Annotated in this window: 22 protein-coding genes and 1 pseudogene; 10 read left to right on the top strand and 13 right to left on the bottom strand. The window is 69.3% G+C overall.

What is annotated here, in order from left to right; translation table 11 throughout:
- Positions 1-18: 18 nt before the first annotated feature.
- Both ACFWYW_RS02700 and ACFWYW_RS02695 read right to left on the bottom strand, forming a co-directional pair.
- Entirely contained in the window at positions 19-357 is a 339-nt protein-coding gene (locus tag ACFWYW_RS02700; RefSeq protein WP_157250041.1) for a P-II family nitrogen regulator, read from the bottom strand.
- Positions 354-1,706, bottom strand: a complete 1,353-nt coding sequence (locus ACFWYW_RS02695) for an ammonium transporter (protein WP_379609297.1) — start codon at positions 1,704-1,706, stop codon at positions 354-356. The genes ACFWYW_RS02700 and ACFWYW_RS02695 overlap by 4 nt, the downstream gene beginning before the upstream one ends.
- Positions 1,707-2,237: 531 nt before the next feature.
- Here ACFWYW_RS02695 and ACFWYW_RS02690 point away from each other — a divergent pair.
- Both ACFWYW_RS02690 and ACFWYW_RS02685 read left to right on the top strand, forming a co-directional pair.
- A complete protein-coding gene (locus ACFWYW_RS02690) occupies positions 2,238-3,620 on the top strand; it encodes a glycosyltransferase family 2 protein (protein ID WP_379609296.1) in 1,383 nt (460 codons plus the stop codon).
- 100 nt (positions 3,621-3,720) lie between these two features.
- Complete coding sequence (locus ACFWYW_RS02685) at positions 3,721-5,622, top strand: acyltransferase family protein (protein ID WP_379609294.1); 1,902 nt, start codon at positions 3,721-3,723, stop codon at positions 5,620-5,622.
- A gap of 34 nt (positions 5,623-5,656) precedes the next feature.
- Here the strand turns inward: ACFWYW_RS02685 and ACFWYW_RS02680 are convergent.
- Positions 5,657-6,846: pseudogene (locus tag ACFWYW_RS02680) on the bottom strand (RNA-guided endonuclease InsQ/TnpB family protein); the annotation flags it as partial.
- A 107-nt stretch (positions 6,847-6,953) separates the two neighbouring features.
- Between ACFWYW_RS02680 and ACFWYW_RS02675 the strand changes: the two are divergent.
- Both ACFWYW_RS02675 and ACFWYW_RS02670 read left to right on the top strand, forming a co-directional pair.
- Complete coding sequence (locus tag ACFWYW_RS02675) at positions 6,954-7,733, top strand: family 16 glycosylhydrolase (RefSeq protein WP_379609292.1); 780 nt, start codon at positions 6,954-6,956, stop codon at positions 7,731-7,733.
- 21 nt (positions 7,734-7,754) lie between these two features.
- On the top strand, positions 7,755-8,684 hold the full coding sequence (locus ACFWYW_RS02670; protein WP_379609290.1) for an ABC transporter substrate-binding protein: 930 nt from the start codon (positions 7,755-7,757) through the stop codon (positions 8,682-8,684).
- On the opposite strand, the gene ACFWYW_RS02665 is transcribed toward ACFWYW_RS02670, so the two are convergent.
- Together ACFWYW_RS02665 and ACFWYW_RS02660 are read right to left on the bottom strand one after the other, a co-directional pair.
- Positions 8,668-9,447: an MOSC domain-containing protein gene (locus ACFWYW_RS02665; protein WP_379609289.1), complete on the bottom strand. Its 780-nt coding sequence runs from the start codon at positions 9,445-9,447 to the stop codon at positions 8,668-8,670. The two genes, ACFWYW_RS02670 and ACFWYW_RS02665, sit on opposite strands and share 17 nt — an antisense overlap.
- A complete protein-coding gene (locus ACFWYW_RS02660; RefSeq protein ID WP_379609288.1) occupies positions 9,444-10,067 on the bottom strand; it encodes a CGNR zinc finger domain-containing protein in 624 nt (207 codons plus the stop codon). Before ACFWYW_RS02660 ends, ACFWYW_RS02665 begins: the two co-directional genes overlap by 4 nt.
- A 55-nt stretch (positions 10,068-10,122) precedes the next feature.
- Between ACFWYW_RS02660 and ACFWYW_RS02655 the strand changes: the two genes are divergently transcribed.
- On the top strand, positions 10,123-10,491 hold the full coding sequence (locus tag ACFWYW_RS02655) for a nuclear transport factor 2 family protein (RefSeq protein ID WP_379609287.1): 369 nt from the start codon (positions 10,123-10,125) through the stop codon (positions 10,489-10,491).
- On the opposite strand, the gene ACFWYW_RS02650 is transcribed toward ACFWYW_RS02655, so the two are convergent.
- Both ACFWYW_RS02650 and ACFWYW_RS02645 read right to left on the bottom strand, forming a co-directional pair.
- On the bottom strand, positions 10,472-10,957 hold the full coding sequence (locus tag ACFWYW_RS02650; protein WP_379609286.1) for a methyltransferase family protein: 486 nt from the start codon (positions 10,955-10,957) through the stop codon (positions 10,472-10,474). The two genes, ACFWYW_RS02655 and ACFWYW_RS02650, sit on opposite strands and share 20 nt — an antisense overlap.
- A 5-nt stretch (positions 10,958-10,962) precedes the next feature.
- Positions 10,963-11,754: an alpha/beta fold hydrolase gene (locus ACFWYW_RS02645; protein ID WP_379609285.1), complete on the bottom strand. Its 792-nt coding sequence runs from the start codon at positions 11,752-11,754 to the stop codon at positions 10,963-10,965.
- A 73-nt stretch (positions 11,755-11,827) separates the two neighbouring features.
- Here ACFWYW_RS02645 and ACFWYW_RS02640 point away from each other — a divergent pair, with 73 nt between their 5' ends.
- On the top strand, positions 11,828-12,394 hold the full coding sequence (locus tag ACFWYW_RS02640; protein ID WP_379609284.1) for a TetR/AcrR family transcriptional regulator: 567 nt from the start codon (positions 11,828-11,830) through the stop codon (positions 12,392-12,394).
- Between the two features lie 228 nt (positions 12,395-12,622).
- Here the strand turns inward: ACFWYW_RS02640 and ACFWYW_RS02635 are convergent, their stop codons facing one another.
- The gene (locus tag ACFWYW_RS02635) at positions 12,623-13,249 is read right to left on the bottom strand and encodes a dihydrofolate reductase family protein (protein WP_379609283.1); all 627 of its coding nucleotides are present in this window, start codon (positions 13,247-13,249) and stop codon (positions 12,623-12,625) included.
- A gap of 215 nt (positions 13,250-13,464) precedes the next feature.
- Here ACFWYW_RS02635 and ACFWYW_RS02630 point away from each other — a divergent pair, with 215 nt between their 5' ends.
- A complete protein-coding gene (locus ACFWYW_RS02630) occupies positions 13,465-14,097 on the top strand; it encodes a TetR/AcrR family transcriptional regulator (protein ID WP_379609282.1) in 633 nt (210 codons plus the stop codon).
- Positions 14,094-14,534 (top strand): Dabb family protein, encoded by a 441-nt coding sequence (locus tag ACFWYW_RS02625; RefSeq protein ID WP_379609281.1) that lies wholly within the window; start codon positions 14,094-14,096, stop codon positions 14,532-14,534. The genes ACFWYW_RS02630 and ACFWYW_RS02625 overlap by 4 nt, the downstream gene beginning before the upstream one ends.
- Here the strand turns inward: ACFWYW_RS02625 and ACFWYW_RS02620 are convergent.
- A complete protein-coding gene (locus ACFWYW_RS02620) occupies positions 14,524-15,147 on the bottom strand; it encodes a TetR/AcrR family transcriptional regulator (RefSeq protein WP_379609280.1) in 624 nt (207 codons plus the stop codon). The two genes, ACFWYW_RS02625 and ACFWYW_RS02620, sit on opposite strands and share 11 nt — an antisense overlap.
- A gap of 150 nt (positions 15,148-15,297) precedes the next feature.
- Between ACFWYW_RS02620 and ACFWYW_RS02615 the strand changes: the two genes are divergently transcribed.
- Both ACFWYW_RS02615 and ACFWYW_RS02610 read left to right on the top strand, forming a co-directional pair.
- On the top strand, positions 15,298-15,927 hold the full coding sequence (locus ACFWYW_RS02615) for an MSMEG_1061 family FMN-dependent PPOX-type flavoprotein (protein ID WP_379609278.1): 630 nt from the start codon (positions 15,298-15,300) through the stop codon (positions 15,925-15,927).
- A gap of 24 nt (positions 15,928-15,951) precedes the next feature.
- On the top strand, positions 15,952-16,860 hold the full coding sequence (locus ACFWYW_RS02610; RefSeq protein WP_379609277.1) for a PDR/VanB family oxidoreductase: 909 nt from the start codon (positions 15,952-15,954) through the stop codon (positions 16,858-16,860).
- Here ACFWYW_RS02610 and ACFWYW_RS02605 read toward each other — a convergent pair.
- From ACFWYW_RS02605 to ACFWYW_RS02590, 4 genes are all read right to left on the bottom strand, one after another.
- Complete coding sequence (locus ACFWYW_RS02605; protein ID WP_379609276.1) at positions 16,834-17,181, bottom strand: hypothetical protein; 348 nt, start codon at positions 17,179-17,181, stop codon at positions 16,834-16,836. The two genes, ACFWYW_RS02610 and ACFWYW_RS02605, sit on opposite strands and share 27 nt — an antisense overlap.
- A 40-nt stretch (positions 17,182-17,221) precedes the next feature.
- Entirely contained in the window at positions 17,222-18,058 is an 837-nt protein-coding gene (locus ACFWYW_RS02600) for a hypothetical protein (protein ID WP_379609275.1), read from the bottom strand.
- Between the two features lie 66 nt (positions 18,059-18,124).
- Entirely contained in the window at positions 18,125-18,526 is a 402-nt protein-coding gene (locus ACFWYW_RS02595; RefSeq protein ID WP_379609274.1) for a hypothetical protein, read from the bottom strand.
- Positions 18,527-18,661: 135 nt separating this feature from the next.
- The gene (locus tag ACFWYW_RS02590; RefSeq protein WP_379609273.1) at positions 18,662-19,234 is read right to left on the bottom strand and encodes a TetR/AcrR family transcriptional regulator; all 573 of its coding nucleotides are present in this window, start codon (positions 19,232-19,234) and stop codon (positions 18,662-18,664) included.
- Positions 19,235-19,299 lie beyond the last annotated feature (65 nt).

Raw genomic sequence — 19,299 nt, 5'->3', positions numbered from 1 at the left:
CATGGTTTCCCGGCGAGCTCACAGCGCCTCGGGGCCCCGCTCTCCCGTGCGTACCCGGATGACCGTGTCCACCGGGACGGACCAGACCTTGCCGTCGCCGATCTTGCCGGTCTGGGCGGCCTTGACGATGACGTCGATCACGTCCTCGGCGTCGTCCTCCTCGGCCAGCACCTCCACGCGGACCTTCGGGACCAGGTCCACCTGGTACTCGGCGCCCCGGTAGACCTCGGTGTGGCCGCGCTGCCTGCCGTACCCGCTGGCCTCGCTGACCGTCATGCCCTTGATGCCGAACTGCTCGAGCGCGGCCTTCACGTCGTCGAGCTTGAACGGCTTGATGACGGCGGTGATGAGCCTCATGCGTCCACCTTCTTCGTGGCAGGGACCGGGCCGTTGGAGGAGACCACGCCGGAGGCGTGCACGCTGCCGAGGTCGTAGCCGGTCTCGGCGTGCGTGGTGACGTCGACGCCGGCGACCTCGGCCTCCTGGGAGATCCGGAAGCCCATGGTCTTGTCGATGATCTTTCCGATCACCCATGAGAGCACGAACGAGTAGAGACCCACCACGACCGGGCCGAGCACCTGCAGCCCGAGCTGGCTGAGCTGCCCGCCCTCGATCAGGATGCCCTTGTTCTGGCCGGGCAGGAACGGGTAGGCGGCCACGAAGCCCAGCGCGACCGCGCCGATCACGCCGCCGACCAGGTGCACGCCGACGACGTCGAGCGAGTCGTCGAAGCCCGCCTTGTACTTCAGGCCCACCGCGTAGCAGCAGCCGACACCGGCAAGCAGGCCGATGACCACGGCCGCCCAGGGGTCCACGAACCCGCAGGCCGGGGTGATGGCGACCAGACCGGCGACCGCGCCGGAGGCGGCGCCCAGCGTGGTGGCGTGGCCGTCGCGCAGCTTCTCCACGATGAGCCAGGCACCCGCCGCGACGGCGGTGGCGACCTGCGTGTTCATGAAGGCGAGGCCGGCGGTCTGGTCGGGGGCCAGCTCCGAGCCGGCGTTGAACCCGAACCAGCCGAACCACAGCAGGCCGGTGCCGAGCAGCACGAGCGTCAGGTTGTGCGGCCGCATCGGCTCCTTACGCCAGCCGGAGCGCTTGCCCAGCACCAGGGCCAGCGCGAGGGCCGCGGCGCCCGCGTTGATGTGGACCACGGTGCCGCCGGCGAAGTCCTCGATGCCGAGCTGGCCCAGCCAGCCGCCGCCCCACACCCAGTGCGCGACGGGGAAGTACACGACCGTGGCCCACACCAGGGAGAAGAGCACCCAGGCGCCGAACTTGGCCCGGTCGGCGATGGCCCCGCTGATCAGCGCGACGGTGATGATGGCGAAGGTGAGCTGGAAGGCGGAGAAGACCATCAGCGGGAAGTTGTCGGCCGCCGCGGCCTCGGGCGTGACGTTGCCTCCCGCCACGATGAGGTTCTCGTAGACCGCGTTGTAGACGCCGCTGAGCCCGATGTAGTCGAGGCCGCCGACGATCTTGTTGATGAACCCGGTGCCGTCTCCGGCGGTGTCGAAGGCGAGCGAGTAGCCGTAGAGCACCCAGGCGACGGTCACCACGATGATGCTGACGAACGACATCATCATCATGTTGAGGACGCTCTTGGCCCTGGTCATGCCCCCGTAGAAGAACGCGAGGCCCGGAGTCATCAGCAGCACCAGAGCGGTGCACACCAGCATCCAGGCGGTAGTGCCGCTATCGATCATCGACGCGACCTCCTTACACATTGGCGACTGACCGGAACTGTCGCCCTGCGGGGTTTCGCGGCTCGACCAGGTGTGTTTCACGTGCGTGAATCTCCACGCCGTGGTGTTTCGCCCTTGTTTCGGTCTCCGCACAGCCCGCGTTTGGGGCCGGAGGGGCGTACGCCCAAGCGGGCGCTAGGCCAAAACCTACTTTAATTATGGACAATCTCCCGTGAGGTCCATCACATTAAATTCGGACACCACGCGACTTTCCCTGCTTCGACGGCCCATCCGCCCCTGACGCTTAAGGCGGCGTTCACCGCTGTTTAGATAGGTTTGTTTACAGTAGAAGGCAAGATGCCTGATGAACGGGGGGTGTTCGCCATGTCCGCGACCTTGCTCGCGCCTACGGCCCGGCCACAGCACGATTTTCTTCCCGTCCCGCCAACGGACACCGAAATTTCACTCTATTTTGGCCCGCAGCGCCGGTGGGTTCTGCTGGCCGTACCTTTGAGTCTGACCTTTACCGCCGGAACATTATTCCTCTTCTCCTTGCGCCACCCGATCCTGCTGCCCTTCCTGGCCGCGCTCGTGGTCAACCTGGCGGGCTGGCTGCTCTCCTACGTCGACGGCCAGCGCCAGCGCACCACCACCTGGGAGTCGCACCTGCTCCTGACCAAGGGCTGGCGCCCGGCCCGGCCGCCCGGCGTGGACGTGCTGCTGCCGACCATGGACGAACCGCTGGAGGTGCTGGACAACACCTTCGCCCACGTGGCCCGCCTTGACTGGAACGCTCCACTCACCGTCACGGTCCTGGACGACGCCGACCGTCCCGAGGTGGCCGACCTGGCCCGCTCGTACGGCTTCGCCCACACCGTCCGCCCCGACCGCGGCCACCTGAAGAAGGCCGGAAACCTCAACCACGGCCTGTCCCTGACCGGCAACGAGGTCGTGGCGGTCTTCGACGCCGACTTCGTCCCGCGCCCCGACTTCCTGCACCACCTGGTCCCCTACCTGGAGGACCCGCAGATCGCCATCGCCCAGTCGCCGCAGTTCTTCGACACCGACCAGGGCATGCCGTGGATCCAGCGGACCGCCGCCGCCTCCCAGGAGATGTTCTACCGGTGGCTGCAGCCGAGCCGCGACGCCGACGGCGGCGCCATCTGCGTGGGCACCAACGTCGTCTACCGCCGCACCGCCCTCGACCGCATCGGCGGCTTCCCCAGGATCGACCACAGCGAGGACATCTACACCAGCGTCGCGCTCATGAAGCACGGCCTGCGCACCAAGTACGTGCCGGTCCTGCTGGCCAAGGGCCTGTCGCCGGACAACGTCGGCTCGTACGTGGCGCAGCAGTACCGCTGGGCCATGGGCTGCCTGAGCCTGCTGTTCAGCCGCGGCTTCCACCGCACGCCGATGGGCTGGCGGGTGCGCCTCTCCTACTGGAGCGGCTTCCTGTCCTACTTCGTCTCGGCGCTCAACATCGCCGCCATCCCGCTGCCCGGCCTGATCATGCTCTACGCCTACCCGCAGGACGTGCGCGCCTGGCACATGATCCCGTTCGTCGGCCCGCTGTGGGTGGCGCTGGTGCTGCTGCCCGCGACCTCGGTCGGCCGCTACCGCTTCGAGGTCATCCGCGCCCAGACGCTCTACTCCTACTGCCACCTGTTCGCCATCGGCCACGCCCTGCGCAACCGGGTGTCGGCCTGGGTGCCCAGCGGCGGCGGCGGAGCCAGGCGCTCGCGCCTGGTGGTCACCATCACCCGCCTGGCCCTCGTCTGGCTGAGCGGAACCACGCTCGCGGTCTGGGCGGGCATCGCCTGGCGCGCCCCCGCCTACGGCTGGCACCACTACTGGGCGCTGACTTTGTTCGCCGCCGCGAGCACCTACATCGCCCTGCCGCTGATCCGCGACCTGTGGAGGTTCTCCCGATGAACCACCGTCAGCGCTGGCCGGAGACACTGGCCATCACCACCCTGCTGGTCCTGGCCATCGTGCTGGCCACGGGCTGGGCCGTCCTGCCTCCCGTGATCCCGTGACCGGGCACCGCAAGGACGTCGACGGCCTGCGCGCGGTCGCCGTCCTGTTCGTCCTGGCCTTCCACGCCTCCGTACCCGGCCTGGGCGGCGGGTTCGTCGGCGTCGACGTCTTCTTCGTCATCTCCGGCTTCCTGATCACCGGCCTGATCGTGCGCGACCTGGCCGCGGGGACCTTCTCCCTCGCCGACTTCTACGCCCGCCGGGCCCGCCGCATCCTTCCGGCCGCGGGCACGGTCCTGGTGGCGAGCGCGCTGGCGGCCTGGCTGCTGCTGCCACCGCTGCGCGCCGCCGACGTGGCCGCCGACGTCTTCACCGCCGCCCTCTACGTGGCCAACTGGCGCTTCATCGCCCAGGAGACCGACTACCTGGCCGCCGACCGCGACCCGAGCCCGCTGCTGCACTTCTGGTCACTCGCGGTGGAGGAACAGTTCTACCTGGTGTGGGCGCCCTTGCTGCTGGCCGCGTTCTGGCTGGCCGGACGCCGGGCCGTGGCCGCCGCCGCGGTGCTGGTCACGGCCGGGTCGTTCGCGCTGTCGCTGTCCTGGGACGGGCCCGCCGCCTATCTGGCCTCGCCGGCGCGGGCCTGGCAGTTCGGGGTGGGGGCGCTGGCCGCGCTGGCTCTGCCGTACCTCTCCCGTACGCCCCGTCTCCTGGCCGCACTCCTGGGTACGGCGGGAGCCGCGGCGCTGGCCTGGTCCCTGACGCTCGACGAGAGCGGCTATCCAGGACTGCAGGCCCTCGTTCCCACGCTGGGGACGGCGGCGCTGATCCTTTTCCGCTCGCCGGTCTCGGCGCTGCTGAGCCACGGCTGGATGGGGGCGGTGGGGCGGCTGTCGTTCGCCTGGTACCTGTGGCACTGGCCGGTCGTCGTGTTGTTCGGCGACGGGCGGTCGTGGCCGGTCAAGCTCGCTCTGGTGATCGGCGCCGCGCTGCCCGCCTGGCTGACGATGCGGCTGGTGGAGCGGCCGGTGCGCTTCTCCAAGGTCGTGGCCGAGCTGCCGCGGCGCGGGCTGGCGGTGGGCACGGCGGCGATGACGGTCCCGGTGACGGCCGCGCTGCTGCTGGGCGGGGCGAGCGTGCCGCGTGCCGAGGTGGCCACCGCGGTGGTCGAGACGGCGCCGACCCTCGACGCGGCGGCGGCGCGTACCGACTATCCGCCCTCGGAGGGGTGTGAGGTGGCGCTGACGGCGACCACGAGCCCGCCGTGCCTGTTCACGCCCAGCGGGTCCGGGCGCGCGGGGGCGGTGCCCGGCAACGACCGCGTCGTGCTGCTCGGCGACTCGCACGCCGGGCAGTGGTTCACGATGGCGCGGCGGGTGGCGCACCGGCGCGGCTGGACGCTGGAGGTACTGACCAAGCCGGGGTGCCCGCCGGCCGCGCTGAAGATCGTGGATCCGCGCCTGGGCAGGGAGTACCGCGAGTGCGACCAGTGGCGCGAGAACACCCTGACCAGGCTGGAGGGCGAGACGCCGCCGCGGCTCATCCTGCTGGCCTCGCTGTCGGCCTACGCCGACGCGAAGGCCACGCTGAAGGGCTGGCGGCCCACGCTGGAGCGGTTGTCGCGGCTGGGGGCGCCGCTGGTGTACCTGCGTGACACGCCGCTGCCCGGCATCGACGTGCCGGCGTGCCTGTCCGGCAAGCCCGCCGCGTCCTGCGCCTTCCCCCGCTCTCGCGGGCTCGCGCCGGACCCCCTCGCGGCGGGCAAGAGGCCGGGCCTGTGGACGCTGGACGTCAGCGACCTGCTCTGCCCCGGCAGCGGCCCCACGTGCCCGGCGGCGCTCGACGGCGTCGTGCTCTACCGCGACGACTCCCACCTGACCAACACGCTCGTCCAGCGGCTCGCTCCACGCCTGGAGCAGCAACTGGAGGAGCTCGACCTGATCCCGACGGTCCTTTGACATCCTTCCCCCTCGCAACGAGGGGGATTCCCACGGTCACCCGCGGGCCTTCCTGCTTCGCCGCCGGTCGCCCGTCCGAGAGGATTCTCGTTGAGGTCTTACACCAGCTCCACAGGCGTTTCAGCTCTCCGCCAGCCCGGCGGCGAGCACGTTCTTGGCCGCGTTCACATCCCGGTCATGGACCGCACCACAGGCGCACTCCCAGGCCCGGACGCTCAGCGGCATCGCCTCTTGCCGGGTGCCGCACGCCGAGCACAGCTTGGAGGAGGGAAACCAGCGATCCACCACCATCAGCGTGCGCCCATACCACTGCGCCTTGTACTCCAGCATCGAGCGCAGTTCCCGCCACGAGGCGTCACTGATGGCACGCGCCAGCTTGCCGTTCTTGACCAGGTTGCGCACCGTCAGGTCCTCCACCGTGACCGCTTGATTCTCGCGAACCAGCCGTGTCGTGACCTTGTGCAGATAGTCCCTTCTCCGGTCGGCGATCCGGGCATACACCCTGGCCAAGCGCAGCCGTGCCTTGCCCCGATTCGCCGAACCCTTGGCTTTGCGGGCCAGCGCGCGCTGCGCCCCGGCCAGCCTGCGCCGCTCCCGCCGCTCGTGACCCGGGTTGACGATCTTCTCACCGGTGGACAGAGTGGCCAGCGCCGCGATCCCGGCGTCAACCCCTACAGCCGCCGCGACCGGCTGCAGCGCGCTGATCTCCTCCTCAACCAGGATCGACACGAACCAACGTCCCGCCGCGTCCCTGCTCACCGTCACCGTGGACGGCTCCGCACCCTCCGGCAAAGGACGCGACCACACAATCGCCAGTGGCGCGTCCATCTTCGCCAACGTCAACCGGCCCGCACGCCAGCGGAACGCCGACCGGGTGTATTCAGCCGATGCCCGCACCTTCTTCTTGCTCTTGAACACCGGATGCTTAGCGCGTTTGGCGAAGAAGTTCGCGAACGCCGCCTGCAAGTGGCGCAGCGCCTGCTGCAGCGGAACCGACGACACCTCCGACAGGAAACCGAACGCATCACTACGTTTCCACTCGGTCAGCAGGGCGGACGACTCCCCATAGGAGACGCGACGCCCCTCCGCATAGGCACGGGTCCGCTCTTCCAGAGCCTTGTTATAGACCAGACGCACACAACCGAACGTCCGAGCCAGCTCGTCGGCCTGTCCGGACGTCGGGTAGAAGCGGTACTTGTAAGCCCGCTTCACGATCCGCGCCACACCGCACAGACTATCGTGCAGACAGGCGACTATCGAGTATGTGTTCCCGTGCCACGGCCTGGTGAGGACATTACACGTCCCCGGCTCCGCCTCCTCGGAGGTTCTCGATGAGAATCCTCATCTCCCTCCTGCTGGTCTGTGTCCTCGCCGCGTGCGGTGGCGGCACGGACCGGCGGGAGGTCTTCCGCGACGACTTCGACGGCGCCACGCTCGACGCCGGGCGCTGGCGGCACGAGACCGGCCCGCCGGAACGCTGGGGCACCGGCGAGATCGAGACGATGACCGCCTCCCCCGCCAACGTCGCCCTCGACGGCAAGGGCCACCTGGCCATCACCCCTCGGCTGGAGGGCGGCCGGTGGACCTCCGGCCGGGTCAGGACCCAGCGTGCCGACTTCGCCGTCCCGCCCGGCGGCACGCTGCGGGTGGAGGCCCGCCTCGCGCTGCCCGCCGTCTCGCCCGCCGACGGCGCGGGGTACTGGCCGGCGTTCTGGATGCTGGGCGGGGAGACCGGCTGGCCGGCCGTGGGCGAGATCGACATCATGGAGGCGGTGAACGGCCGGCCTTCTGTCACCGGCGCCATGCACTGCGGCACCATGCCGGGCGGCCCGTGCCAGGAGCCGAAGGGCCTGGTCACGCCCGAGCAGCCCTGTCCCGGCTGCCACGGCTCCTTCCACACCTACGCGGTCGAGGTGACCGAGAAGTCCACGACCTGGCTGCTGGACGGCCGGCCGTACTTCACCTTGGACAGGAGCCTGCCGCGGGCCTTCTTCGTGATACTCAACGTGGCGGTCGGCGGCGGACTGCCCGGCCCGCCCAACGCGGCGACCGTCCCCGGCAGGCCGATGCTGGTGGACTATGTCAGCGTCACTACACTTAGGGTCGCCTAACCTAATTGACCAAGGAATCCCATGCGCCTGCCCGTGGCGATCGCCGCACTGCTGCCCGTCCTCGCCCTCGCCGCCTGCGGAAGCTCCGCGGACCCGGCCCAGGGCACCGGCTCCACCCGTACGGTCAAGCACGCCATGGGCGAGACCAAGGTCCCCGAGACGCCCAAGCGCGTCGTGGTCCTCGACACGGACAAGCTCGACACCATGGTCTCCCTGGGCCTCGCCCCCGTCGGCGCGGCCCAGGCGGCCGAGAACCAGAAGTGGCCCGCCTACCTCGGCGACGCGCTCAAGGACACCAAGTCCGTCGGCACCCTCCAGCAGCCCAATCTGGAGGCGATCATCGCGCTGAAGCCGGACCTCATCCTCGGCACCAAGTTCCGCCAGGCCGCCTTCTACGACAAGCTCAGCAAGATCGCCCCGACGGTCTTCACCGAGAAGGTCGGCGTGACCTGGAAGGAGAACTTCACGCTCGACGCCGAGGCGCTCGGCAAGCCCGCCGAGGCGGCCAAGCTCCTGTCGGACTACGAGACGCGCGCCAAGACGGTCGGACGGAAGTTCGCCGAGCTCAAGCTGAGCATCGTGCGCTTCATGCCCACCGAGATCCGCATGTACGGCCCCGAGTCCTTCAGCGGCATCGTCGTCGGCGACGCCGGAGTCGGCCGCCCCGAGGTCCAGATGCTCGCCGGCCAGGAGGACAAGCGGTTCGGCAAGCTGAGCCAGGAGAACATCGCCCAGGCCGACGCCGACGCCCTCTTCTACAGCGCCTACGGCGAGGCCGCCGCCGCGTCGCAGGCCGAGGTCACCGGCGGGCCGCTGTGGAAGAAGCTCAAGGCGGTCACCTCCGGCCACGCCCACGCGGTGGACGACGAGGTCTGGATGCTCGGCATCGGGGTCAGGGCGGCCAACGGCATCCTGGACGACCTGGACAAGTACCTCACCGCGCCGGCGTGAGCCGTACCTCGTCTCCCACCCGCACGTCGCCGGGCCGCAGGACCCGGGCGTAGACCCCGGCGCACGGCTGCGCGCCCATGTCGAAGACCTCGACGCGGTTGTGGCGGGCCACCGTGCGCAGCGCGTCGGTGTCGCGCGGCAGCCCGCCGTGCGCGAGCGTGGGTACGGCGCAGCGCGGGCTGGCCACGATGACCTCCAGCTCCGCCGCCCCGAGGCGCAGCCGGGCGCCCGCCCACGCGTTCTCGGGGAAGCCGTCGCCGGGCGTGTCGATCACGACGTTGGGGCGGTAGCGGACCGCCTCCATGTGCCCGCGCGCGCTCAGCTCGCCGATGCGCCGCACGGTCGAGGTGGTGATGAGGTGGAGCGGGGCGAAGTCGAAGAACGTCCCGGGCGCGGCGGCGGCCAGGTAGGTGATGGTGTGGCCGACCTCCTGCTCGATGCCCCGTTCGAGCACCTCTTCCGGGATCGAGCGCTCCAGTTCGGCCGCCGGGGGCGGGGTGTCGGCGAGCCGTACCTCGCGGCCGAACAGCCTGGACAGCTCGGCGTCGCCGGGCGGCGCGACGCCGTCGAGCGTGAGCAGGTCCCGCCACAGCCTGGGGTTCTTGGCACTGGCGACCTTGCCCGTGGAAACGTCGACGACGGCGCGCACCCGGTCTCCGGAGAGCCCTCGCTCAGTGATCTCGCCGGTGTCGAGGTCTTCCCCGAGCATCGACTTGACCGGATAGCGGCGCAATGCCCCCACAACACCGACAAGATCACTCATTTCATGATCTTACGGCGTGTGCGGAGCTTTTGCCGGTTTCCACAGCGATCCATCGAGCACCAGCGGCGCGCGCCGGGCCGTGAGGTGTCGAGAAACAGCAGGTAGCAGCGCTCGCCGCCGCACATACGCACGCGTTCGACACGATCGCCGGAAAACAACTCGATCGCGTCTCGCGCCACCGCCGACAGGAACTGCGACCCGGTCACCGGGTACGCCCACTCCCTGACCCGGCCGGCCCCCATGACGGGCACCGGCGGCGGCGCGGCGGCCAGCTCGTTCAGGATCGTGTGCGGCCGCGGTGGGTCCGCGTCGATCCTGACCTCCGCCACACCGGCGACCTTGAAGCCGGGGGCGTCGTCCTTCACCGCCTCCATGGCGAGCGACAGGATCGCGCCGCGCAGCCGTTTGGCGTCGGCCAGCTCGTCCGCGTCCGCCCGCGCGGGCCCGTCCAAGCCGAGCCTCGACACGGCGATCCACTCGGCCAGATCGGCGGGCGCGTGCAGCCGTTCCCAGGGGTTCACCGCCCCGCTGAGCAGGAATTCCAGGCACAGCGTGCCCGCGTCGAACCTGAACCGCTGACCGTCGCCTCCGGTCAGCACCATCGCGCTTGCGCTCTCCACAGGAGCAGTGTAACACTGGACACCAGTTAAACCGGTGTAATCGGAGGAGACGAGAATGAACGAGATCATCGAGCTGACCGAACGTTCGTGGGAAGCCAACAGGAACGGCGACGCCGCCTTCTTCGACCGTTTCCTCACCGCCGAACCGGTGAGCGTCTCCCCCTGGGGCGTCATCACCGACCGGGAGGCGATCCTCAAGGGCTTCGCCGAGAACCGCAACCCCTACACCCGCACCGAGCAGTCCGGCCACCGCGTCGTCCGGCTGACCGAGGACAGCCTCGTCCACATCAGCCTGGTCGAGATCGACGTACTCCTGAACGGCACCGAGAAGCAGACCGTGCTCTATCACGCCGCGACGACCCTGGTCCGCCAGGACGGGGAGTGGAAGGCCGCCGTCTTCCAGGTCACCCCCGCCGGAGCCTAGGGATCCAGCCGGGCACCGCCCGCCGGTAGTCCTCGTACTCCTGCCCGAAGGTACGGCGCAGCGTCGGCTCCTCGTAGAAGCGCACGAACAACCACGTGACGATCCCGACGAGCGCCGCGTACCAGAGCAGGCTCAGCCGTCCGAGCAGCAGGGCCTGCCCGGCGATGGCCAGTTCGACGGCCACGTACATGGGATTGCGGACGTAGCGATAGAAGCCCCCCACCACGAGGCGGCTCGGCGCGGCCACCGGCATCGGCGTGCCCAGCCCCTCGACCACGAAGCGGACGAACGCCGGCACGATCACCACCGCCCCCGCCACGACCATGAGACCGCCGAGCCCTCGCAGCGGCGGCCACATCGGCCCGAAGTGCCAGCCGGTGATCAGCCACGGCGCCACCCCGGCCACCAGCCCCGGCCCGAGGACGAAGAACAACGACGTCACCGTCGCCGCCACCGGCTTCCGCATCCGTGTCACCCCCAGAAGCGCCGAAGATGAGGTACGAGCTCGGCGGCCCGCTCGTCGGGGAAGAAGAGCCGGCCACCGTCGATCTCGACGACCTCCCGCACGCCCGGGATGGTGTCGCGCAGCCAGCGCGCCCATTCCACGCCGAAGAAGACGTCACCCGTACCCCACACCACAAGCGTTGGCACGGCAAGCACCGTCAATTGCGGCTCGATGGCCACCATCTCCTTGGCGTCGATCCCGGCCAGGAGACGCTCGAAGGCCCGCCCGCCGCCGGGCTTGGCGAACATCGGCCGCAGGTACGCGTCCACGAGGGCCTCGGGGTCGTCGATCCGCTCGTAGCCGTCGCCGTACACGCTCTGGCCGATCAGGCCGGGGTGCTGGATCAGCGCCTCGACCAGGGGGACGAGTTCGCCCTTGGCGGCCAGTTCGACGGTGGGACGGAAGGCCTCGGGCGGGGTGTTGTCGTGGACGTCGCAGTTGGTGAGGGTGAGGGAACGGAGCCTGTCCGGATGGCGCACCGCGAAGATCTGCGCGATCGCGCCGCCGGTGTCGTTGGCGACCATGTCGACCCGGTCGAGACCCAGATCGTCGCAGAACCCGGCCAGCGCTTCCGCCAGTCCGGGCAGCGTGAGGTCGTCGGTGATCGGGCTGCCGCCGTGGACGGGCAGATCGGGTGCGACACAGCGTCGTTCGCCGCGTAGCCCGGCGATGACGTTGCGCCAGAGGTAGGAACTTGTGCCCACGCCATGCACGAACAGCGTGGCCGGCCCCTGGCCCTCGTCGATGTGGTTGAGCATGAACGCCTCCAAACAAACCGACTGTCGGTCTGGAAAATACCCGACTGCCGGTCGGTATGTCTAGAGTTGGTTCATGAACCTCAAGGCAGAGCGGGGCGCGGCCACCCGCGACCGGGTCCTCACGGTCGCGCGACGCCTGTTCGCCGAGCAGGGCTACGAGGGCACCTCGATCGAAACCGTCCTGCAGGAGACGGGACTGAGCCGGGGCGCGCTGTACCACCACTACTCAGGCAAGGACGCCCTGTTCGAGGCGGTACTCGAGCAGGTGGAGACATCGGTGGGAGTGCGCCTGATGGAGTCGGTGAAGGGAATCGCCGACCCCGCCGAGGCTCTCGTGGCGGGATGTCTGGCATGGGTAAGAATGGCCCGCGACCCGGCCACCCGCCGCATCGTGCTGATCGACGCACCTGCCGTACTGGGATGGGAGAGATGGCGAGCCCTGGAGGAACGGCACGCGTTCGGCATGCTGAAAGCGGCCCTGAGGGCGACGGGAAGAGTGCCGAAAGAGGCCCTGGACGTGTACGCGCACATGTTGCTGGCCGCGATCAACGAGAGCGTGTTGCTGGTGGCGAGGGGCAATGAACTGGAAGGCGCGGAGAGAGCGGTAGAAGACTTCCTTCACCGCCTCCTACGCCCCTGAAGGCAAGGTCATCGCACTGTTGGCGCTCAGGCGTTTCTCCAGCCGCCTACCACCCCGGCGGCAAGTACTTCACTGACTCATGGATCATCGTGCGCTAGATGCACCCGGGGGAGGGGCGCGTGAAGCGCTCCTCCCCCTTGCCATGCCGACGCCGGTTCCCCAGGCTCGCCGCCCGGGCGGGCGGACGGGAAGATCCACAATGCTCGGCGGTCCGCCCAACCGCGCCTCCTAGGTCGTGGTGTCGGTTGCGTACTCCGGGCGACCGCTGGGCCGGTAGACCTGGATCGTTATGCCATCTGAGGTGGCTTGGGAGTCGATCAGTTCCAGCGCCGTGTCCGGGCCGGCATCGGGGAACAGCCGCCTGCCCTGGCCGACGACCACGGGATACGTGATCAGGGTGATCTCGTCGACAAGCTGGTTGGCGAACAGCCAGCGGACCAGTTCGCCGCTGCCGTGTACCTGCAACTCGCCTCCGGGTTTGGCCTTCAGCTCGCGGATGGCGGCCGCCACGTCTTCGGACAGGACGGTTGTATTCGCCCATTGCGGGTCGCTGAGCGTGGTCGAGACCACGTACTTGGGCCGCGAGTTCAGGGCCACCGAGATGGGGTTGTCGCCCTGTTCTGCTCCCCAGGAGCCGGTTCCCCACGAGCGGGCGAAGATCTCGTAGGTCCGCCGGCCGAACAGGAACGCGTCGGCGCGCTGGTAGACCGCGCCGACGAACGCCTCGGCCTCGTCACCGAAGAGCGGCAGCGCCCATCCGCCACGCTCGAATCCGCCCCTGCGGTCCTCATCCGATCCGCCGAGGCCTTGCATCACGCCGTCGACCGAGACGTTCATGATGGTCGTCAGTTTCATAGTCGCAATTTCCTTCTCGTTGGATTGGGCGTCGACTGTTCTGACCCGGCGAGCGCACCGAACTCATCGATCGGCCCCCGTGCGATCTGCGCGGCCACTTTGGCTCCCGTCCTGTGAGCCGCCGGGATCTCGCCTGACCAGGCCGGGTTGACAGGTTCGGGAACATGTGGAAATACTAACGACGTTAGATGATCTAACGTCGTTAGGAGTTCGTGGTGGGGAAGCGGGAAGAGGTACGTCAGCGGACGTTCGCCGAGATCCTGGAGACGGCCGGCCGGATGGCGGAGGCAGAAGGCTGGCGGGCGGTGACCATCCGGCGGATCGCCGCCGAGATCGGCTACAGCGCGCCGGTGATCTACCAGCACTTCCCCAGCAAAGACGCCGTCCTGCACACGCTGCTGCACCGGGTCAACGGTGAGCTGGCGGAGCGGATGCGGGCCGCGGTAGCCGGTGAACCGGCGGCACGGGGCCCACACCTGGCGGCAGCCGCGTACCTGGAATTCGCCCGGTCGCGGCCCGGCCTCTACCAGCTCATGTCGGGCGCGCCCGGCACGGACGTCGACGCCTCCACCCGCCGCGCAGCCGCCGCCGACGTGATCACCTTCACCCGGCAGCTCATCGGCGCGTGGGCGGCCGACACCGCAGCCGAGCCCATCGACATCGACGACGCCTGCGACCTGCTGTGGGGCACACTGCACGGCCTCGCCTCCATCGGCTCGATCCAGGACATCGGCTTCGACCGCGCCCTGAACCTGGCCGACCAGGCGGTGACCGCGCTGCTCGGCTACTGGTCAGCCCCGGCCGCGAACCCCGAAAGCCACTCGCACACCATCAGGAGAGAGAAATGATCTACCACCACAACCGCTTCACCTTCAAGCAGACCGCCACCGCCCAGCAGCGGGAGGAAGCCCTCGCCAGCCTGCGCAACCAGGGCGAGTCGATCGACGCGGTCTCGCGGTACGTCGTCGGCCAAGACATCGGCGGCGAGTTCGAGTACGGCGCCGTCTTCGTCATCGACGACCTCGACGGATACTGGGAGTACCTGATGGCGCCCTCACACGCCCACACCGACCGGATCGGCCTGCCACTGCTGGAGTCCTTCGTCTCCTACGACACCACCGACAGCGACGACCCCGGCATCGCCCAGAAGATCGCCGACCTCCACGCGCGACGCTACGCCGGCAACCCGGCCCTCACCAAGCTGGTGGCCGACCTCCCCTCCTACACCGGCAGCAGCGCGCCGACCCCCACCAACCAGCCCGCCGCCGGCCCTGTCACCCGGTAGCCGTGAGGTAGCGGGTGAGCATGGCCACCAGTTCGTTCTCGAAGCGGGGGATGTCGATGGGGTCGGGTGCGGCGATGAGCTGGTGCACGACCAGTTCGACGGTGCTGACGGCGAGCCGGGCGGCGGTTTCGGTGTCGCCGACCCGGACCTGCGGGTGGCGGTCGAACAGCTCTCGCAGGTAGGCGACGCGCTCCTGCTCATACCGGGAGATCTTCTCCAGCAGTGTGTGGGAGCGGGGCGCCTGTTCCATCATGACGCGCAGGAGCTGCGGGTCGTCGTGGTGGTTCTCGATCGCGGTCCGTACGTAGAGGCGGATGACCTCCTCCAGTGAGCCGGGCGGCCCGGTCTCCTCCCCGCGGGTGAGGCCGGACACGCCGGCGTCGAGGTGCCGGACGAGCAGCTCGACGAGGATCGCGTCCTTGTTCGGATAGTACTGATACAGCGAGCCGATCGAGATCCGTGCCCGCTCGGCGATCCGGTTGGTGGTGCCGGCGGCGTAGCCGTACTCGGTGAAAACGTGAGCAGCGGCCGTGAGGATGCGTTGCCGGGTGAGCTCGGCGCGCACCTGGCGCGGCTGTTTACGTGGCTGAAGCCGGCGCTTGTCCGATGTCATGGCACCCCTGGGGACGGCAGCGTGAAAGCGAGTAGCGCACGAACTGAATAATTGCTCATAATTGTGGCATGACCTGCGCCGATGTGGCGAACGCCGACCGCGCGGGCGCGCTTGATGCGGAGGCAGAACCCCCGGGAGAAGGAGTCTTTGATGACGTATGCCCCAACGCGGCCACGGCGGGTGCCACAGGAGGAGGTTCTCGCCCTGCTCGGGGAGCCCGAGCCCATGACCAAGGCCAAGATCTTCGACCGCGTCGACCAGCACTCCCGGCGCTTCATCGCCCACTCCCCCTTCCTGACGATGGCCACGGCGGACGCGGCCGGACGCGCCGACTGCTCGCCGCGCGGCGACTACCCGGGGTTCGTGAAGGTCCTCGACGACCGTACGCTCGCGATACCCGACCGGCCCGGCAACAAGCTCGCCGACTCCTTCCGCAATCTCGCGGAGAACGACGGGGTCGGACTGCTGTTCCTCATCCCCGGAGTGCGCGAGACGCTGCGGGTCAACGGCCGCGCCTACCCCACCGACGAACCCGATGTGCTCGCACGGATGCAGACCGAGGCCAGGCAACCGGTGCTCGCGCTCATCGTCGACGTGGCCGCGGTCTACCTGCACTGCGGCCGCGCGCTCATCCGCTCGCGGCTATGGGACCCCGCCAGCCAGGCCCTCGCCGCGGAGATTCCCTCGGCCGGTGAGGTCGCCATCGGCCAGCTCGGGCTCGACCTCGACCCGGAACTCGTCGACCGCAAGCTCGAAGCCGGCTACCGCGAACTGTTCTGACCCCGATCCCAAGGTGACCTTCCGATGCAACTGACGATTCTCGATCGTATGGACCGGGTCGCCGACGGCGTCCTGTCCCTGACCCTGCGGAGCGCCGCCGGCCCGCTGGCGCCCTGGGAGCCGGGCGCCCACGTCGATCTGGCGCTGCCGAACTGGCTGACCCGCCAGTACTCGCTGTGCGGGGACCCGGCCGAGCGGGACCGCTACCGCATCGCCGTACGACATGAGCCGCTGAGCCGGGGAGGCTCGGAGTACGTCCACCTGTTCCTGCGCCCGGGCCGCACCCTGGAGGTCTCCTCACCGCGCAACACCTTCCCCCTGCTGGCCGCGCCGGACTACCTCTTCCTCGCCGGCGGCATCGGCATCACCCCCATCCTCCCGATGCTGCGCGCCGCCATCCGGGCGGGCGCCACGGCCAGGCTCGTGTACGCCGGGAGGTCGGCCGCGACCATGCCCTTCGCCGACGACCTGCGCTCCTCCTACGGCGAGCGGGTCCAGGTCCTCGCCCAGGACGAACAGGGCATGCCCGACCTCACCGCCCTGGCGGCCGAGCTGAACCCCCACACGCTGGTGTACTGCTGCGGCCCCGCACCGATGCTCGCCGCGGCCGAGGCCGCCTTCCCCGCCGAACGCCTGCACCTCGAACGTTTCCGCCCGACCACCAGGACGTTCCCGCCCAACACCGCCTTCGAAGTGGTGTGCGCCCGATCGGGCCAGACGGTTTCCGTCTCCCCCGAGGAATCGATGCTGGACGCCCTGACCTACGCCGGGCACCCCGTGCCCTCCGGCTGCCGCGAAGGCGTGTGCGGAAGCTGCGAACTCACCGTCATCGACGGGGAACCCGAGCACCGCGACGACATCGGCGCTCCGGCGGGCCGCATGTACGCCTGCGTGTCGCGGGCGCGCTCACCCCGCCTCGTCGTTGACCTCTGACGTGCTCATCCCTCGTCGAGGGTTCATCTGGATGTTGGTGGCGCCGTCGCCCGTGGAGATGATCCCGCTGTTGTCACCACTGACGACGACCGACCGCGCCCCGCCACCGGCCGGAGGATCCGGTTCAGCGGCGGAAGGCCGGGTCAGCCAGAACGCGACCAGCGCGCCGGCCGCGGCCAGCGCCACAGCGACACCGGTCCACCCCCAGCTCCATCCGGCATCGGTGAGCACCTGGTTGCCGGCCACCGCCGTACCCACCCCGAGCGGTACCGACAACACAAGCAAGATCCGCCTGCCCCACACCCGTGCACGTCCGCGCATACCGGCATCTTCGACCCCCGGCCAAAGCCGCGCAACGCGTTCACGTCTCACCCATCATCCTCAAGCCGGAGCCATTCGAGCGATCCGCCGTTACGGCTGCGTGGCGTGGGTCGGCGAGGTCGTGGGCGGAGCGGGTCAGCCAGATCAGGCTCAGCGCACCGGCGAGCGCCGTGACCGTGCCGGGGACGTTGCCGACACCTTCCAGCAGCCGGTCCAGGAGCGAGGAGGTCAACATCAGGACCAGGGCGGCGATGCCGTACACCACAGTGGAGGTTTGCCAGCGGCGGTCATTTCGCTGCGCCCGCAGGAGCAGCATCGTCCAGAGCAGTCCCGCCAGCCCGCCTATCGTGATCAGGAAGTCGCCCACGGGCATGCCGAGCAGGTCGAGCACCTCGGAGACCGCGACGCTTCCGTACGCCACGATGCCGAAAGACCGCATATGGTCGCCATATTTCAGGCCACGCGTCAGCACCGGGTGGTACAGCCACACCACCGCCAGCATCACCGCGGCGTCGAGCAGGCTCATCCACCACGACCAGGACGTCACGAGGGGATAGACGAGCCAGGACGCCGCCGCGACGTACAGGGCGATCCGTAGTCGCGTCGTGTCCCGATCCATCTGGTACGGCGGGCCCACCAGCGGCCCACGCAGACTCTGCCACAGCGCCCACGCCCACATCGCGCCGACCAGCCCCACGATGAGCACGCCGCGCCCTGTCACCGCGAGGCTTTCATCCAGTTCGGGCACCAACGTCAGCCGCAACATCGCGCTCAGATCGCCCGAGATCAGGGCGAGCGCTCCGACGATCGCCAGTGCGATGACGTAGCCGCCCGCGACGAGAAGGGCGAGAAGGCTTAATCGGTAACGACGCGACACGTGGCACTTCCTGGGGGTGAATGCGATCGAACGCCCTACCTTAGCGAGCCTCCAACCCTCAGTCGATCAAGCATGTCCCTGGAACCATGCGGAGGTGGCCGGCTTGTACAGCAGGACGAGCGCCGTGACCGGCAGCGTGACCATGACGGCGATCACCACGACGCCGAGGACGTCGCCGGTGACGAACAGGCCGACCAGGCTCAGGAGGAAGCTGAGCGCGTACACGACCGCCAGCACCCACTGCGTCACCACGGCGAGGGTGCGCCCTCTGCGGTGGCCCAGCACCCTCAGGAAGAAGTTCACGGCGCCGGCGGTGAAGATGAGCGTCTGCAGCCAGAGGATGATGAGCGTCGCCCGAGCGGTTGCGGGCAAGGCCGTGTCCATGGGCGCCTCCAGGATGTTGGGCTGGCATGAGGTGTTGATCAGACCGCGTACCGGCTGGGGCCCCACTCCGGCACTGCGCGCCATCCGGCTATCGCAAGCTAGCCCCGCCTGCGCGCTGTCAGCGGCATGAGAGGGCGTTGGGCAGTGCATACGCCCGGTCCCGGCTGCGACGTTCCGACTGGGCCTGATTGCCGATGAGGGGAGCCCAGCCGATCCTGCTCAGCGGACCGTCGGGGCTCGCGGCGTGACCGCATCGCGCAGCTCGGCGGCGGCCTGGGCGATGAGCTCGGACAAGGTCGCGTCCGGATCGGCCAGCCAGCGGGACGTGGCACGCCGGGAGATCGCGATCGCCACGTCGATGATGAAGCGTGCCTCGCCGGACTCGACGCCGCGGCGCTCCAGCGCCCCCACCAGTGCGCCGGCGATGTCGGCGAGCTTGATCAGGTCGCGTTCGGCCAGTGCCGGGCTGGCGGCGATCACCCCGACGCGGCGCAGCAGGAACTCGCGCGAGCGAAAGACCTCGTCGGCGGTCCCCAGCGCGACCAGCAGCGCCTCGAACGGCATGAGGCCCGGGGCGGCCGCCTCGATCTGGGCGACGAGGTGGGCCTCGAGCTCGTTGCCGGCGAAAAGGACTTCCCGCTTGTCGGGGAAGTAGCGGTAGAAGGAGCGCTCGGTCAGACCGGCGGCACGCGCGATCTGCGCGACCGTGGTGCGCTCGAACCCCTGCGTCTCGAACAGCTCGAGCGCCGCGCGCTCGAGCCGGCCCTGTGCGTCGGACTCCCATCTCGGCATACCGGCCAGGATACGACAACAGATGCTGTCATCACCGTGCTACGGTCGATGACAACAGATGCTGT

Source organism: Nonomuraea sp. NPDC059023, assembly GCF_042740095.1.
Taxonomy (GTDB): domain Bacteria; phylum Actinomycetota; class Actinomycetes; order Streptosporangiales; family Streptosporangiaceae; genus Nonomuraea.
Note: the sequence above shows the minus strand (reverse complement) of the source record. Positions and strands in the feature narration are given on the sequence as shown.